The sequence below is a fragment of the Citrobacter amalonaticus genome (assembly GCF_002918555.1).
Lineage (GTDB): Bacteria > Pseudomonadota > Gammaproteobacteria > Enterobacterales > Enterobacteriaceae > Citrobacter_C > Citrobacter_C amalonaticus_A.
This window is the reverse complement of record NZ_PQMB01000004.1, coordinates 1-14,621: the sequence shown is the minus strand read 5'-3', so window position 1 is coordinate 14,621 and position 14,621 is coordinate 1. Positions and strand designations below refer to the sequence as shown.

Sequence of the window (14,621 nt, the reverse complement as noted above, 5' to 3'; positions counted from 1 at the left end):
CCCTTTTTTTATCTGCGGTTTTTACCTGGCTATGATTAACTATGATTTTTCCAGGAGGAGCGCATGAATATCATTGCCATCATGGGACCACATGGCGTCTTTTATAAAGACGAACCCATCAAAGAGCTGGAACTGGCACTTCACTCGCAAGGGTTTCAGTTAATCTGGCCGCAAAACAGCGTTGACCTGCTGAAGTTTATCGAACATAACCCGCGGATTTGCGGCGTCATTTTTGACTGGGATGAATATAATCTCGATCTCTGTAGCGACATCAATCAGCTGAACGAATATCTTCCGCTGTACGCGTTTATTAATACCCACTCGACAATGGATGTCAGTGCGCACGATCTCCGGATGGCGCTCTGGTTTTTTGAATATGCGCTCGGTCAGTCCGAAGACATTGCAACGCGGATCCGTCAGTACACTAACGAGTATCTCGACAATATCACCCCCCCGTTTACCAAAGCCCTGTTTACCTACGTGAAGGAAGGAAAGTATACCTTCTGTACGCCGGGCCATATGGCGGGGACGGCGTATCAAAAAAGCCCGGTGGGCTGCCTGTTTTACGATTTCTTCGGCGGGAATACCCTGAAAGCCGACGTGTCGATTTCCGTGACGGAGCTGGGATCTCTGCTGGACCATACCGGGCCGCACCTGGAGGCGGAAGAGTATATTGCCCGCACCTTTGGTGCGGAGCAAAGTTATATGGTGACCAACGGCACTTCGACCTCGAATAAGATTGTCGGTATGTATGCTGCACCGGGCGGCAGCACATTACTCATTGACCGCAACTGCCATAAATCGCTGGCGCACCTGCTGATGATGAGCGATGTCGTGCCGCTCTGGCTGAAGCCAACACGCAATGCGTTGGGCATTCTCGGCGGCATCCCGAAGCGTGAGTTTACCCACGAAAGTATTGAACATAAGGTCTTACAGACGCCTCAGGCGCAGTGGCCGGTCCATGCCGTTATTACCAATTCGACCTATGACGGTTTGTTGTATAACACCAACTGGATTAAACAGACGCTGGATGTTCCCTCCATCCACTTCGATTCCGCCTGGGTACCGTATACCCATTTTCACCCGATCTATCAGGGGAAAAGCGGCATGAGCGGTGAGCGCGTGCCGGGAAAAGTGATTTTCGAAACGCAATCGACCCATAAAATGCTGGCCGCGCTGTCGCAGGCATCGCTCATCCATATTAAAGGTGAGTACGACGAAGAAACCTTTAACGAAGCGTTTATGATGCACACCTCCACGTCGCCGAGCTATCCGATTGTGGCCTCCATTGAAACGGCGGCGGCGATGCTGCGTGGTAATCCGGGTAAGCGGCTAATCAATCGCTCGGTAGAACGCGCGCTCCATTTCCGTAAAGAGGTGCAGCGCCTGCGTGAAGAGTCGGACAGCTGGTTCTTTGATATCTGGCAACCGGAAGAAGTGGATGAAGCCGAATGCTGGCCGGTTTCTCCGGGGGCTGACTGGCATGGTTTTACCGAGGCGGACGATGACCACATGTTCCTCGACCCGGTGAAAGTCACTATCCTGACACCGGGTATGGATGAGCAGGGAAATATGAGCGAAGAGGGCATTCCCGCCGCGCTGGTGGCGAAGTTCCTTGATGAACGCGGCGTGGTGGTTGAAAAGACCGGCCCTTATAATCTGTTGTTTCTGTTTAGTATCGGGATTGATAAAACCCGGGCGATGGGACTCCTGCGCGGGTTGACGGAATTCAAACGTTCTTACGATCTCAATTTGCGCGTCAAAAATATGCTACCGGATCTGTATGCCGAAGATCCTGATTTCTATCGAAACATGCGGATTCAGGATCTGGCGCAGGGGATCCATAAGCTCATTCGTCAGCACGATCTTTCCGGATTGATGCTACGGGCATTTGATACGCTGCCAGAGATGATCATGACGCCGCATCAGGCCTGGCAGCGGCAGATCAAAGGTGAAGTGGAGACTATCCGTCTTGATCAACTCGTCGGGCGCGTCAGTGCGAATATGCTCCTGCCTTATCCGCCGGGCGTACCGCTGCTGATGCCTGGAGAAAGGATCACCGAACAGAGTCGGGCTGTGCTCGATTTCCTGCTGATGCTGTGCTCTGTCGGTCATCATTACCCCGGCTTTGAAACCGATATCCACGGGGCGAAGCAAGACGAGGATGGGGTATACCGCGTACGAGTCTTAAAAACGGCATAACGGCTTGCCATATCTGGTTGCTGGCAGGTAACGTGCTGATAACACATCAAGGAGACGCTATGCTCGGTATAAAACAGGTTCACCACATTGCGATTATTGCGACTGATTATGCGGTGAGTAAGGCATTCTATTGCGATATTCTGGGATTCACGCTGATGAGTGAAGCATACCGGGAAGAACGTGATTCCTGGAAAGGCGATTTGGCGCTGAACGGGCAATATGTGATTGAGCTTTTTTCATTCCCGTTTCCGCCGCCACGTCCGGGGCGACCGGAGGCCTGCGGTCTGCGTCACCTGGCATTCAGCGTTGAAAACGTGGAGAAGGCGGTTGTCTATCTGGAAGCCAGGCATGTTAAGTGTGAAGCGATACGCATTGACCCCTTTACTGATAAGCGATTCACCTTTTTCAACGATCCGGATGGATTGCCGCTCGAGCTGTACGAGCAGTAAGGCTTGTTATTAAGATGATTGCCCGGTAACGTGCCGGGCAATGTCACTGTAAACGACCACCATGACGACACTCACGCTGAACACTCATCTTCTTACTTCTCGCCAGATTCTGGTTGCTTTTAGCGGCGGCCTGGATTCGACAGTGCTGCTGCATCAATTGGTTCAATGGCGTGAACGGCATCCTGATGTCCATTTGCGCGCTATCCATATCCATCACGGCCTTAGCCCCCATGCAGAGAGCTGGGTGCAACATTGCGAAGCCGTGTGTGAGCAATGGCGGGTGCCGCTGCTGGTTGAGCGGGTAACGCTCGTCGATGATGGTTTAGGGATCGAAGCCCATGCGCGACGAGCGCGCTATCAGGCGTTTGCCGGAACGCTATTGCCGGGAGAAATCCTGGTAACCGCACAGCATCTGGACGATCAGTGTGAGACCTTTCTGTTGGCGCTCAAGCGTGGTAGCGGTCCTGCGGGGCTTTCTGCAATGGGAGAAAGCTCGCCGTTTGCCGGAACGCAGCTTATTCGTCCGTTGCTGACGCAATCGCGTCGCGCGCTCGAACAGTGGGCACAAGCGCACGCCTTGAGCTGGATTGAGGATGAGAGTAATCAGGACGATACCTACGATCGTAACTTTCTGCGCCTCAAGGTTGTCCCACTGCTGCAACAGCGCTGGCCGCATTTTACGCAAGCCACAGCCCGGAGCGCCGCGCTGTGTGCAGAGCAGGAAAGTCTGCTGGATGAACTACTTGCCCAGGATTTAGCCGACTGTGTTACCCCGCGGGGAGGGCTACAGCTGGCACCGTTAATGACGATGAGCGTGGTGCGGCGTGCGGCGCTGCTGCGCCGTTGGCTGATGATGCTGAATGCGCCAATGCCTTCCCGCGATGCGCTGGAACGCATCTGGCAGGAGGTGGTTTGCGCACGCGCGGATGCCTCGCCCTGCTTGCGGTTTGGCGAATATGAAATCCGTCGCTATCAGTCGCAATTGTGGTGGATTAAATCCGTTATCGGGCAAAGCGAAACGGTCATTGTGTGGCCATCCTGGCAAACTCCGCTGATGTTACCTGCCGGTCTTGGGACAGTGCAGTTGGTTGCGGGGGGAGAGCTGCGTTCCCCACGTGCCGCTGAACCTGTGAGCATACGTTTTAAGGCATCGGGAGTTTTGCATATTGTGGGGCGTAACGGTGGACGTAAGCTGAAGAAAATCTGGCAGGAATTGGCGGTTCCCCCCTGGCGACGCGATACTACGCCGCTGCTGTTTTACGGCGATACGCTGATTGCTGCGGCAGGGGCTTTTGTCACGCTTGATGGCCTGGCTGAAGGGGAGTCTGGTGTCAGGCTGGAATGGAAGGAATACGGGCAGCTATCACCTGCCCGTTAAATGATTCAGGATTCACTGACCACGACAGTACCAATATCCGGATGACTGAAGCTGGAAATTTTGTCGAGACGCAGCTCGCGTGTTTCACCGGCGACATCCGCGACCAGATATTCCACGTTTTTGCGTGAAACCAGATCGTTTGCTTTCGCCTGTAAAACTTCACCATCCTTAAGCTCCAGCGTGAGCAAAAGATGATGCTGGCAGGCGAGCTCAAGATTATCGTAGTCATCGCAATTAATGGGTTGATACGTTTCATTCATTGACATAATCGCTCACCAGTAAGTTCGCGGCAGCACAGGCCGCCTTTTCCCTGACCGACTCTGAAAGGGTGCTGTCGTCTGCTATTTCATTAAGCACTTTTAATACGCAACCCAGCGCATCCGGGATATACCCTAAGTCTCCGCTGGCGATTTCCGCATACCGCTTGCGTATTAACTCACAATATTTTTCCACATGCCCTCCTGTCAGTACTCTGACTTAACCGTGGATGCAAGTCTAAGCCTACGAAGATAAACTCTGTTTAGCAAGGTGACTATACCACACTCATTCAGGCAATATCAGCGCCTTGATAAAGCATCGTTAACAGCCTTTTGCCGCCGTTTTCGCTACAATGTGCGCCTGATTCGAAAGGAGTTTTCTCATGGCGCTTAAAGCGACAATTTATAAAGCAGCGGTGAACGTGGCGGATCTTGACCGCAACCAGTTCCTGGATGCCGCGCTGACGCTGGCGCGTCACCCGTCCGAAACCCAGGAGCGTATGATGTTGCGCCTGCTGGCGTGGATTAAATACGCGAATGAACGATTGCAGTTCACTCGCGGTCTGAGCGCAGAAGATGAGCCGGAAGCCTGGCTGCGTAACGATCATCTCGGGATTGATTTGTGGATTGAGCTGGGTCTGCCGGACGAGAAGCGGATTAAGAAAGCCTGCACTCAGGCGGCTGAGGTCGCGCTGTTTGCTTATAACAACCGCGCGGCGCAGATCTGGTGGCAGCAGAATCAGAGTAAATGTGCACAGTTTGCTAACCTTTCCGTCTGGTATCTGGATGATGAGCAGCTGGCGCAGCTGAGCGCTTTTGCCGACCGGACGATGACCCTGCAGGCGACGATTCAGGATGGCGCCATCTGGCTGTCAGATTCTCAGAATAATCTGGAAATTCACCTGACTGCGTGGCAGCAACCTGCATGATTGTTATCTCCAGAAATGTTTCGATCCCTGATAATGAGCTGGAGATTACGGCTATTCGTGCCCAGGGCGCGGGTGGACAGCATGTGAATAAGGCTTCAACGGCTATCCATTTGCGCTTTGACATCAAGGCCTCTGGCCTGCCAGAGTATTATAAAGAACGTTTGCTGGCCGCCAGTCATCATCTGATAAGCAGTGAAGGTGTGATCATTATTAAGGCGCAGGAATACCGCAGTCAGGAGTTAAACCGGGAGGCGGCGATATCGCGGCTGGTGGCGGTAATAAAAGAATTAACCGTAGTGCAGAAAAACCGTCAGGCGACGCGTCCCACGCGAGCGTCTAAAGAGCGCAGATTAGCGTCGAAGGCACAAAAATCGACAGTGAAAGCACTTCGCGGAAAAGTTCGTCGGCCACCGGACTGACGGACGGGAATCATAATTTATAAGGAATTAATGGTGAAAACAGCGATATTGTCAGCAATGGCCGCGTTGACGCTCTTTGCATTGATCGGCTGTAACAACCGTGCTGAAGTTGAGACGTTACAACCCACCCAGGCAGCGGAGCTTAAACCGATGCAGCAGAGCTGGCGCGGTGTATTGCCTTGTGCAGATTGCGAAGGTATCGAAACCTCTCTGTTTCTGGAAAAAGACGGAACATGGGTTATGAATGAACGCTATCAGGGCGTACGTGATGAACCGTCTTCATTTGCTTCGTATGGGTCCTGGGCGCGTACCGCTGATAAACTGGTGCTGACCGATAGCAAAGGTGAGAAGTCCTATTACCGGGCGAAAGGCGAATCTCTGGAGATGCTCGATCGTGAAGGTAATCCGATTACGTCTCAGTTCAACTATATGCTGGAGCCGGTAAAATCCAGCCTGCCAGTGACGCCAATGGCGATGCGCGGCATGTATTTCTATCTGGCTGATGCGGCGACCTTCACCGATTGTGCGACAGGCAAAAGTGTCGCTGTTGCGAACAATGCGCAACTGGAGCGTGATTATCTGACTGCGCGTGGTACAACGGGTGAGGCGGTACTGCTGACGGTGGAGGGGCATTTCACGATGGCGGCAAACCCGGACACGGGAGAAGGCGTGAAAACGCTCATTCCCGATAAGGACGCTAAATTCGCTGCCGGCGAGGGCTGTAACGACTAAATGAATGCTGAAACGGCCCGGTAATGGACTGACTCCATCATTCGGGCCGTTAATTTATGGTCGCTGACTGGCTTTAACCATCTGGAAACCCGCCGGATTATTGTCGCGATCGTCGTCCTCGCCCCTTCGCGCCAGCGCAGGCGCTGTTCAAAACGACTGCGCGTTTTGTCCTGCAACTCGAATTATTTAGAGGTCAGTCCAACAAAACGGCTCGCTTTGATATATATCCCTAACTTCAGGTGCCCGACATACTGTAGCTGCGTTTCAGACTTAAACACGGAAACGTCGCCCTGGCGCATATGCATCAGGTCGGAAGGGCTAATCCAGCCCGCCTGCGCCATCGTTAGCGGGTGCCCGGCTTTAGCAAAAGCATCGGTCACAAATTCGGAGCAAAACCAGGCCTTCTTTTCTCCCTCACTGGCATCGCTTAGCTGCGCCTTCGCCAGACCACTGACGCACTGCTGGCGAAAATCCTCCGAGAAGGGATTGAGCGAACACATCTGGCGGGTCACCATGAACGGAATAAATTCGACGATGCCGCGATAGTTATAGCCACTGTCTTTGATTTTATAAGCAAATGCTTTGATTTCTGCGGCCTGCTGCGGCGTAAGATCCGGCACTCTCAAGGCAAAAAGTTTATCGCTATGCTTCATGGCCTGTTTCAGCGTCACGATTTGTACGCCAGCCCCGGTCGCCTCTGCGACTTCATTATCGCCCAGGTAAACCGCGACATGGCTAACGGAAGAAGTGCTGAAAGCGCGGATTCCGAATGAGGTCACACCAGGACTGGAGGAGAACAGCAGATCGCCAGGCTTGAGATCGGTATCCGTAATCTCATACAGCGCTTTATCGGTAAATGAACTTTGCCGCTGGAATTTGATCGCCCATTTTCTGGCCTGGGTATCAACAGCAGTTGCTGATGACTTCGGCTGACTGACGTCAACGGTGCAGGCCGAAAGTAAGAGTAAGCAGGGGAGGAGCAGGCGGTAATACGCCGTCTGTTTAGCCATTTTATACAATCCATGTAAAAAAGGTCCTGAAAATCAGGACCTCTTATGCCATCAGCCTTTAATCTGTTTTACCAGATAGCTGACGATGTCGCCGGTTTTAATCAACTGTTTCTCGCCATTACGACGGTATTTGTATTCGATATCGTCATTGTCGAGGTTACGGTCACCCAGCACGATAGTGTGCGGGATGCCAATCAGCTCCATATCGGCAAACATCACGCCCGGACGCTCTTTACGATCGTCCATCAGCACTTCAATGCCCTGCGCACGCAGCTCAGCGTACAGCTTTTCAGCCAGCTCCTGCACACGGTAGGATTTGTGCATGTTCATCGGCAGAATCGCCACCTGGAACGGTGCGATGGCATCAGGCCATACGATGCCACGCTCATCAAAGTTCTGCTCGATAGCCGCCGCCACAACGCGGGTTACCCCGATCCCGTAGCAGCCCATCGTCAGGATCTGGTTACGACCATCTTCGCCCTGTACGGCAGCTTTCATCGCTTCAGAGTATTTGGTGCCCAGCTGGAAGATGTGACCCACTTCGATACCGCGTTTAATCAGCAGCGTGCCTTTACCATCCGGGCTAGGATCGCCTGCAACCACGTTACGGATATCAGCCACTTCTGGCGTTGCCACGTCACGATCCCAGTTGATGCCGAAATAGTGTTTACCGTCGATGTTCGCGCCAGCGGCGAAATCGCTCATTACCGCAACGGTGCGGTCGATCACCACCGGAATCGGCATATTTACCGGACCGAGAGATCCTGGACCTGCTTTTACCAGGACACGAATTTCGTCTTCCGTTGCAAAAGTCAGCGGGCTGGCAACCTGCGGCAGTTTTTCCGCTTTGACTTCATTCAGTTCGTGATCGCCACGGACTAACAGGGCAACCAGCGGGTAGCTACTCCCTTCAACCGCTTTCACCAGCAGGGTTTTGACAGTTTTCTCAATAGGCAGATTGAACTGCTCAACCAGTTCAGCGATGGTTTTCGCATCTGGCGTATCAACCAGCGTCATTTCCTGGGTTGCTGCGGCACGCGGCTCTTTCGGCGCAACGGCTTCGGCGAATTCAATGTTTGCCGCGTAGTCAGAAGAGTCAGAGAAGATCACATCATCTTCGCCGCTCTGCGCCAGTACCTGGAACTCGTGCGATGCGCTACCGCCGATAGAACCGGTGTCAGCCTGTACCGCGCGGAAATCCAGGCCCATACGGCTGAAGATTTTGCTGTAAGCGGCATACATGGCATCGTAGGTTTCCTGCAAGGATTCCTGAGAGGTATGGAAAGAGTAAGCATCTTTCATCAGGAACTCACGGGAACGCATCACGCCGAAACGTGGGCGTACTTCATCACGGAATTTGGTCTGGATCTGGTAGAAATTCAGCGGCAGCTGTTTGTAAGAGCTGAGCTCGTTACGAATCAGGTCGGTGATCACTTCTTCATGAGTTGGGCCGAGTACGAACGGACGCTCGCCACGGTCAACAAAACGCAGCAGTTCCGGACCGTACTGTTCCCAACGACCACTCTCTTGCCACAGGTCAGCGGGCTGAACGACTGGCATAGACACCTCGATCGCACCGGCGTTGTTCATCTCTTCACGCACGATGTTTTCGACTTTTTTCAGGACGCGCACGCCGGTCGGCAGCCAGGTGTATAACCCGGAGGCCAGCTTGCGGATCATCCCGGCGCGCAGCATCAGCTGATGGCTGATAACCTCGGCGTCGGCAGGTGTCTCCTTCAGAGTGGAGAGCAGGTATTGGCTAGTACGCATGTTGTTACGGTTCCAGTTGAACGATCGAACAGGCTCAAGGCGAGCCTGACACAAAAAAAGTGATTTACCCGTCATACTTCAAGTTGCATATGCGCTGGCTTTACTACCCGGCCCATCCCAGGGCCTCGCCCCTGTGGGGCCGCGGTAGACAGCATTCAAATCTGCTCCCGGCAGATTGGTCATTCTCCCCCGTCACGTACTTGTGTACGCTCCTGGGGATCTCTCTCACCAGAGGCTGCCTTCAGCAGTTCAAATTCGTTCCTGACAAATTTGTCGCCGCGTCGCCGCTTTACTGCAACTCGAATTATTTAGGGTTCAGTTTACCAGCGACAAAGGGATGTCAAAAGAGAAGGGCGTGAAATTACCGGGGTTCCAGTGCAAAGACTTCAAAACCTGTCTCAGTGACGCGCCAGCGCACGTTGAAATCATGCAGCCAGACGGCGTATGTCTTGCCTGTCTCTTCGCCCTTACGATACGCAGGACGCGGATCCTGCGCCAGTACTTCGCGAATAAATGTTTTTAGCTGCGGATAATGCTTTTCAAGCCGCGGAAATTGCTTTTCAACCTCTTCGCTAAAGCTGACGTGCATTTCGGCTGCTGGCGCATGTTGCGCATAGCTGGCGGTCGCGTCTGGCAGAGACTCCGCAAAGGGTAAATAGGGTTTGATATCAATGACTGGCGTACCGTCCACCAGATCCAGACTTCCCAGCCGCAGAATCACCTTATCTTTCTGGCAGCTAACGGATGTTAGCTCAACCAGTGACATACCGACAGGATTCGGGCGGAAGGTAGAACGGGTGGCAAAAACGCCCATTCGGGCGTTGCCGCCCAGACGGGGAGGGCGCACGGTAGGACGCCATCCGCCTTCCATCGTCTGATGAAAAACGAAGATGACCCACAAATGGCTGAACGCTTCCAGGCCGCGAACGGCATCGGCCTGATTGTAGGGCGCCAGCAGATGCAGCTCGCCGTTTGCTTTTTTCACCAGACCGGGCTGGCGGGGAACGGCGAACTTTTCTTTGTAGGGTGAGCGAATAACGCCTATTTGTTCAAACTGAAAACTGCTCATTTCGCCGAGATGTTAAGCGCGGATCCGATACAAACGGCCTGACGATAGCAGCCTGGCGTCCCGCTGGTCACTTCGCAGCTATGTAGGAGCACAGCGTTTGCCTTCATTTTTGAAGCGTTAATTTGCATACGCTTGCGTGCGGTTGGGATGCTCGGCGGAGAGTCCTGGTTAGAGGCCTGGCAAGAGTCACCGCTGACTTCGCCAAGATCGCGGAAAGGTTTACCCACCAAATCTTCAGCGTTGGTATAGATTCGAACCGGTGCGGCACGTGGCGCTTTCGGTTTTTCCGGCTCCGCTTTTACTGGGGTAGAGGTGCTTTTTACGGGTTCAACAGGGGATCTGCTTAGCATCGAACAGCCGCTCAGCATGAGTGCTAATAAACAGATCGGTAAAGCACGCATAATATTTCCTCAATTAATCATCTCATTGTCAGATATTGAATCAGGAGCTTGCATAAATGACAAGACGGGCAAGCGCCCGTCCTGAATGATATTACATATTGTGAATACAGCCTAAAAATTACCAGCCTTTAACAGCGCCGCCGTTGAAGACTTTATTCGCTGCTTCGTAGACTTCGTCAGACTGATAAGCCTGGACGAATTTCTTCACGTTCTCCGCGTCTTTGTTGTCTTCACGGGTCACGATCAGGTTGACGTACGGGGAATCTTTATCTTCAACGAAGATCCCGTCTTTGGCTGGGGTCAGGCCAATCTGGCTGGCGTAAGTCGTGTTGATAACGGCCAGAGCGATCTGCGCATCGTCCAGAGAACGCGGCAGCTGCGGGGCTTCCAGCTCAACAATTTTCAGTTTTTTCGGGTTTTCCACCACATCCAGAACGGTCGGCAGCAGACCAACGCCCTCTTTCAGTTTAATTAAGCCCACTTTCTGTAACAGCAGAAGCGAACGGCCGAGGTTGGTCGGATCGTTTGGTACTGCAACCTGGGAACCGTTCTGTAGCTCATCAAGCGATTTGATTTTTTTGGAGTAACCGGCAATCGGGTATACGAAGGTACTGCCAGCCGGGACCAGTTTGTAACCACGATCTTTGATCTGCTGATCCAGATACGGCTTGTGCTGGAAGGCGTTAGCATCGATATCACCCTTGCTTAACGCTTCATTTGGTAGCACGTAATCGTTGAAGGTCACCAGCTCCACATCCAGGCCGTATTTTTCTTTTGCCACTTTTTGTGCAACTTCGGCGACCTGCTGCTCAGCGCCAACAATAACGCCCACTTTAATGTGGTTGGGATCTTTTTCATCCTGGCCACAACCCACAAGTGCCAGAGAACCTATCAGGGCTCCAACTGCCGCAAAAGTTTTGAATTTGAACGCCATGCCTGTTTCCTTAATGTGTTTTTGATGTTGTATGTGATGTTACTTATGTGTGACCGCCCGGACGATGCGATCGCCTGCGAACTGAATTAAATAAACCAGCACTACCAGTAATACTAATACCGTATTCATAACGGTAGCATTGTAGCCGATATAACCGTACTGATAGCCGATCTGACCCAGCCCACCTGCGCCGACGGCCCCCCCCATCGCGGAGTAGCCAACCAGCGTGATAAGCGTAATGGTTGCCGCATTCACCAGACCTGGCAGCGCTTCCGGCAGCAGAACCTTGCGGACGATCTGCAACGGTGTCGCTCCCATTGCGCGGGATGCTTCAATAAGGCCTGTTGGGATCTCCAGAAGGGCATTCTCAACCATACGGGCGATGAACGGCGCGGCACCAACGGTGAGCGGCACAATGGCAGCCTGCAGACCGATGGAGGTCCCCACAATCACGCGGGTGAATGGAATCATCCATACCAGTAAGATTATAAACGGAATAGAGCGGAATATATTCACCAACGCTGACAGCGTACGATAGAGTTTTGCGTTGGCAATGATTTGTCCCGGACGAGTGACATACAGCAGTACGCCCACCGGCAAACCAATCACGAAACCGAAGAAACCGGATACGAAGGTCATTGCCAGCGTTTCCCATACGCCGCGAACCAGCAGCCACATCATTGGCTCAGACATAACCCAGTACCTCTACTTTTACATGGTGTTCCTGCAGCCAGGCAATGGCGGCTTGCGTATCTTCTTGCGCGCCGTGCATTTCGGTCAACATAATGCCGAACTTTACGCCACCGGCGTAATCCATCTGCGCGCTAATAATGTTGTTATTCACATTGAAACGACGCGCTGTCTCAGAAAGCAGCGGGGCGTCAACGGACTTGCCGGTGAACTCCATACGCAGCATCGGGACGCTGTCGGCTTCTGGCTCCTCTTTCAGGCGCGCCAGGTAATCTTCCGGGATATCCAGATGTAGCGTCGACTGAATGAATTTCTGCGCCAGCGGGGTTTTGGGATGAGAGAACACTTCGCTGACGGTATCCTGCTCTATCAGTTCGCCGTTGCTGATGACTGCCACACAATCACAGATGCGCTTAACAACATCCATTTCATGGGTGATCAACAGAATCGTCAGACCGAGACGGCGGTTAATGTCTTTCAGTAGCTCAAGGATTGAACGTGTGGTTGCGGGATCCAGCGCGCTGGTAGCTTCATCACACAGCAGAACTTTCGGCTGGCTTGCGAGCGCACGGGCAATCGCGACACGCTGTTTTTGACCGCCGGAAAGGTTTGCCGGATAGCTGTCGTGTTTATCATCCAGACCAACCAGATCCAGAAGTTCCGTAACGCGACGTTTAATCTCTTCTTTAGGGGTGTTATCCAGTTCCAGCGGTAGAGCGACGTTGCCAAAAACGGTACGGGAAGCCAACAAGTTAAAATGCTGGAAAATCATGCCAATCTGGCGACGCGCTTTGGTCAGCTCAGATTCGGAAAGAGCGGTCAGATCCTGGCCGCCAACCAGAACGCTACCTTCAGTCGGGCGCTCCAGTAGGTTTACACAACGGATAAGCGTGCTTTTACCGGCACCTGAAGCACCAATAACGCCATAAATTTGTCCTGCAGGAACGTGCAGACTGACGTTGTTCAACGCCTGAATGGTACGGGCCCCCTGCTGGAACACCTTGGTGATATTCGAAAGTTTAATCATTGATTATTTATTATCGTAATTAAGTTAGCCGTGGCATTTTCGTCTGCCAGATACGGTCGTAGCCGTTAACAAAATGGATGTTAAGGCATCCAGACGTCTAAATCAATCAGGGTTTATGCGATGAGCACTTTCTTGCTTGCTGAAACATGCGATACTAACGCCACATGCCTTATTCAGGAGCTATAAAAGGTGGCAAAGTCCGTACCCGCAATTTTCCTTGACCGTGATGGCACTATTAATGTGGATCACGGCTATGTACACGAAATCGATGCGTTCGAGTTTATTGACGGCGTCATTGACGCCATGCGCGAACTTAAGAATATGGGCTATGCGCTGGTGGTGGTGACTAACCAGTCCGGTATCGCGCGCGGCAAATTTACTGAAGCACAATTCGAGACATTAACCGAATGGATGGACTGGTCCCTGGCGGATCGTGATGTCGATCTCGACGGTATCTATTACTGCCCGCACCATCCCCAGGGCAGTGTTGAAGAGTTTCGCCAGGTGTGCGATTGCCGTAAGCCGCATCCGGGAATGCTTATCTCCGCGCGTGACTTCCTGCACATTGATATGGCTGCTTCTTATATGGTGGGTGACAAAATAGAAGATATGCAAGCGGCGGCGGCGGCAAATGTAGGAACTAAAGTGCTGGTACGTACCGGCAAACCCATCACCCCGGAAGCAGAAAATGCGGCGGATTGGGTAATAAACAGTCTGGCAGATCTGCCAATGGCGATAAAAAAGCAGCAAAAATAAGCGTTGTGATTAAAAGCTGAGCGGTTGAAACAAATCTGCATTTTTCCGCTTGTCTTCCTGAGTCGACTCCCTATAATGCGCCTCCATCGACACGGTGGATGTGAATCACTTCACACAAACAGCCGGGCCGGTTGAAGAGAAAAATCCTGAAATTCAGGGTTGACTCTGAAAGAGGAAAGCGTAATATACGCCACCTCGCGACAGAGCGCTGAAGCGCGTCGCAACTGCTCTTTAACAATTTATCAGACAATCTGTGTGGGCACTCAAAGTGACATGGATTCTTAATGTCTTCGGACAATAAATGAATACCAAGTCTCTGGAGTGAACACGTAATTCATTACGAAGTTTAATTCTACGAGCATCAAACTTAAATTGAAGAGTTTGATCATGGCTCAGATTGAACGCTGGCGGCAGGCCTAACACATGCAAGTCGAACGGTAACAGGAAGCAGCTTGCTGCTTTGCTGACGAGTGGCGGACGGGTGAGTAATGTCTGGGAAACTGCCCGATGGAGGGGGATAACTACTGGAAACGGTAGCTAATACCGCATAACGTCGCAAGACCAAAGAGGGGGACCTTCGGGCCTCTTGCCTGCCATC

At 52.5% G+C, this 14,621-nt stretch carries 16 protein-coding genes and 1 rRNA gene; 8 read left to right on the top strand and 9 right to left on the bottom strand.

The window, feature by feature from the left end; all coding sequences use genetic code 11:
- Nucleotides 1-63 precede the first annotated feature (63 nt).
- The 3 genes from ldcC (at nucleotide 64) to tilS (ending at nucleotide 4,029) form a co-directional block, all read left to right on the top strand.
- Entirely contained in the window at nucleotides 64-2,202 is a 2,139-nt protein-coding gene (gene ldcC, locus C3432_RS17880) for a lysine decarboxylase LdcC (RefSeq protein ID WP_103777912.1), read from the top strand.
- 59 nt (nucleotides 2,203-2,261) lie between these two features.
- Nucleotides 2,262-2,651: a VOC family protein gene (locus tag C3432_RS17875; protein ID WP_103777911.1), complete on the top strand. Its 390-nt coding sequence runs from the start codon at nucleotides 2,262-2,264 to the stop codon at nucleotides 2,649-2,651.
- Nucleotides 2,652-2,712: 61 nt separating this feature from the next.
- Nucleotides 2,713-4,029, top strand: a complete 1,317-nt coding sequence (gene tilS, locus C3432_RS17870; protein WP_103777910.1) for a tRNA lysidine(34) synthetase TilS — start codon at nucleotides 2,713-2,715, stop codon at nucleotides 4,027-4,029.
- Nucleotides 4,030-4,034: 5 nt separating this feature from the next.
- Here the strand turns inward: tilS and rof are convergent, their stop codons facing one another.
- Nucleotides 4,035-4,295 (bottom strand): Rho-binding antiterminator, encoded by a 261-nt coding sequence (gene rof / locus C3432_RS17865; RefSeq protein WP_146050925.1) that lies wholly within the window; start codon nucleotides 4,293-4,295, stop codon nucleotides 4,035-4,037.
- The gene (locus C3432_RS17860; protein WP_103777909.1) at nucleotides 4,282-4,482 is read right to left on the bottom strand and encodes a YaeP family protein; all 201 of its coding nucleotides are present in this window, start codon (nucleotides 4,480-4,482) and stop codon (nucleotides 4,282-4,284) included. Before C3432_RS17860 ends, rof begins: the two co-directional genes overlap by 14 nt.
- 187 nt (nucleotides 4,483-4,669) lie before the next feature.
- Here C3432_RS17860 and C3432_RS17855 point away from each other — a divergent pair, with 187 nt between their 5' ends.
- Genes C3432_RS17855 through nlpE form a run of 3 tightly spaced genes read left to right on the top strand, consistent with a single transcriptional unit; the run spans nucleotide 4,670 to nucleotide 6,366 of the window.
- Nucleotides 4,670-5,215 (top strand): YaeQ family protein, encoded by a 546-nt coding sequence (locus C3432_RS17855; protein WP_103777908.1) that lies wholly within the window; start codon nucleotides 4,670-4,672, stop codon nucleotides 5,213-5,215.
- Nucleotides 5,212-5,634: an alternative ribosome rescue aminoacyl-tRNA hydrolase ArfB gene (arfB, locus tag C3432_RS17850; RefSeq protein WP_103777907.1), complete on the top strand. Its 423-nt coding sequence runs from the start codon at nucleotides 5,212-5,214 to the stop codon at nucleotides 5,632-5,634. Before C3432_RS17855 ends, arfB begins: the two co-directional genes overlap by 4 nt.
- 30 nt (nucleotides 5,635-5,664) lie before the next feature.
- Complete coding sequence (gene nlpE, locus C3432_RS17845) at nucleotides 5,665-6,366, top strand: envelope stress response activation lipoprotein NlpE (protein ID WP_103777906.1); 702 nt, start codon at nucleotides 5,665-5,667, stop codon at nucleotides 6,364-6,366.
- A 182-nt stretch (nucleotides 6,367-6,548) separates the two neighbouring features.
- On the opposite strand, the gene C3432_RS17840 is transcribed toward nlpE, so the two are convergent.
- The 7 genes from C3432_RS17840 to metN form a co-directional block, all read right to left on the bottom strand.
- Complete coding sequence (locus C3432_RS17840; RefSeq protein WP_103777905.1) at nucleotides 6,549-7,376, bottom strand: YaeF family permuted papain-like enzyme; 828 nt, start codon at nucleotides 7,374-7,376, stop codon at nucleotides 6,549-6,551.
- A 51-nt stretch (nucleotides 7,377-7,427) separates the two neighbouring features.
- The gene (gene proS / locus C3432_RS17835; RefSeq protein WP_103777904.1) at nucleotides 7,428-9,146 is read right to left on the bottom strand and encodes a proline--tRNA ligase; all 1,719 of its coding nucleotides are present in this window, start codon (nucleotides 9,144-9,146) and stop codon (nucleotides 7,428-7,430) included.
- Nucleotides 9,147-9,507: 361 nt separating this feature from the next.
- Nucleotides 9,508-10,215, bottom strand: coding sequence for a tRNA (N6-threonylcarbamoyladenosine(37)-N6)-methyltransferase TrmO (tsaA, locus tag C3432_RS17825; protein WP_103777902.1), 708 nt, complete (start codon nucleotides 10,213-10,215; stop codon nucleotides 9,508-9,510).
- Nucleotides 10,212-10,616, bottom strand: a complete 405-nt coding sequence (gene rcsF, locus C3432_RS17820; protein ID WP_103777901.1) for an Rcs stress response system protein RcsF — start codon at nucleotides 10,614-10,616, stop codon at nucleotides 10,212-10,214. The genes tsaA and rcsF overlap by 4 nt, the downstream gene beginning before the upstream one ends.
- Before the next feature lie 118 nt (nucleotides 10,617-10,734).
- Complete coding sequence (gene metQ / locus C3432_RS17815) at nucleotides 10,735-11,550, bottom strand: methionine ABC transporter substrate-binding lipoprotein MetQ (RefSeq protein WP_103777900.1); 816 nt, start codon at nucleotides 11,548-11,550, stop codon at nucleotides 10,735-10,737.
- A gap of 39 nt (nucleotides 11,551-11,589) precedes the next feature.
- Nucleotides 11,590-12,243, bottom strand: a complete 654-nt coding sequence (locus C3432_RS17810) for a methionine ABC transporter permease MetI (RefSeq protein ID WP_103777899.1) — start codon at nucleotides 12,241-12,243, stop codon at nucleotides 11,590-11,592.
- Nucleotides 12,236-13,267 carry a methionine ABC transporter ATP-binding protein MetN gene (gene metN / locus C3432_RS17805; RefSeq protein WP_103777898.1) on the bottom strand — a complete coding sequence of 344 codons (1,032 nt, stop codon included), beginning with the start codon at nucleotides 13,265-13,267 and terminating at the stop codon, nucleotides 12,236-12,238. Before metN ends, C3432_RS17810 begins: the two co-directional genes overlap by 8 nt.
- Before the next feature lie 189 nt (nucleotides 13,268-13,456).
- On the opposite strand from metN, the gene gmhB reads away from it, so the two are divergent.
- Entirely contained in the window at nucleotides 13,457-14,023 is a 567-nt protein-coding gene (gene gmhB / locus C3432_RS17800) for a D-glycero-beta-D-manno-heptose 1,7-bisphosphate 7-phosphatase (protein WP_103777897.1), read from the top strand.
- Between the two features lie 369 nt (nucleotides 14,024-14,392).
- Nucleotides 14,393-14,621, top strand: a 16S ribosomal RNA gene (locus C3432_RS27835); the annotation flags it as partial.

Excerpts from the sequence above, each read along its gene's own strand:
- tsaA (WP_103777902.1), bottom strand. The coding sequence starts at position 10,215 with ATGAGCAGTTTTCAGTTTGAACAAATAGGCGTTATTCGCTCACCCTAC.
- C3432_RS17840 (WP_103777905.1), bottom strand. The coding sequence starts at position 7,376 with ATGGCTAAACAGACGGCGTATTACCGCCTGCTCCTCCCCTGCTTACTC.
- arfB (WP_103777907.1), top strand. The coding sequence starts at position 5,212 with ATGATTGTTATCTCCAGAAATGTTTCGATCCCTGATAATGAGCTGGAG.
- metN (WP_103777898.1), bottom strand. The coding sequence starts at position 13,267 with ATGATTAAACTTTCGAATATCACCAAGGTGTTCCAGCAGGGGGCCCGT.
- proS (WP_103777904.1), bottom strand. The coding sequence starts at position 9,146 with ATGCGTACTAGCCAATACCTGCTCTCCACTCTGAAGGAGACACCTGCC.
- C3432_RS17855 (WP_103777908.1), top strand. The coding sequence starts at position 4,670 with ATGGCGCTTAAAGCGACAATTTATAAAGCAGCGGTGAACGTGGCGGAT.
- C3432_RS17810 (WP_103777899.1), bottom strand. The coding sequence starts at position 12,243 with ATGTCTGAGCCAATGATGTGGCTGCTGGTTCGCGGCGTATGGGAAACG.
- metQ (WP_103777900.1), bottom strand. The coding sequence starts at position 11,550 with ATGGCGTTCAAATTCAAAACTTTTGCGGCAGTTGGAGCCCTGATAGGT.
- ldcC (WP_103777912.1), top strand. The coding sequence starts at position 64 with ATGAATATCATTGCCATCATGGGACCACATGGCGTCTTTTATAAAGAC.
- rof (WP_146050925.1), bottom strand. The coding sequence starts at position 4,295 with ATGTCAATGAATGAAACGTATCAACCCATTAATTGCGATGACTACGAT.
- tilS (WP_103777910.1), top strand. The coding sequence starts at position 2,713 with ATGACGACACTCACGCTGAACACTCATCTTCTTACTTCTCGCCAGATT.
- rcsF (WP_103777901.1), bottom strand. The coding sequence starts at position 10,616 with ATGCGTGCTTTACCGATCTGTTTATTAGCACTCATGCTGAGCGGCTGT.
- nlpE (WP_103777906.1), top strand. The coding sequence starts at position 5,665 with ATGGTGAAAACAGCGATATTGTCAGCAATGGCCGCGTTGACGCTCTTT.
- C3432_RS17875 (WP_103777911.1), top strand. The coding sequence starts at position 2,262 with ATGCTCGGTATAAAACAGGTTCACCACATTGCGATTATTGCGACTGAT.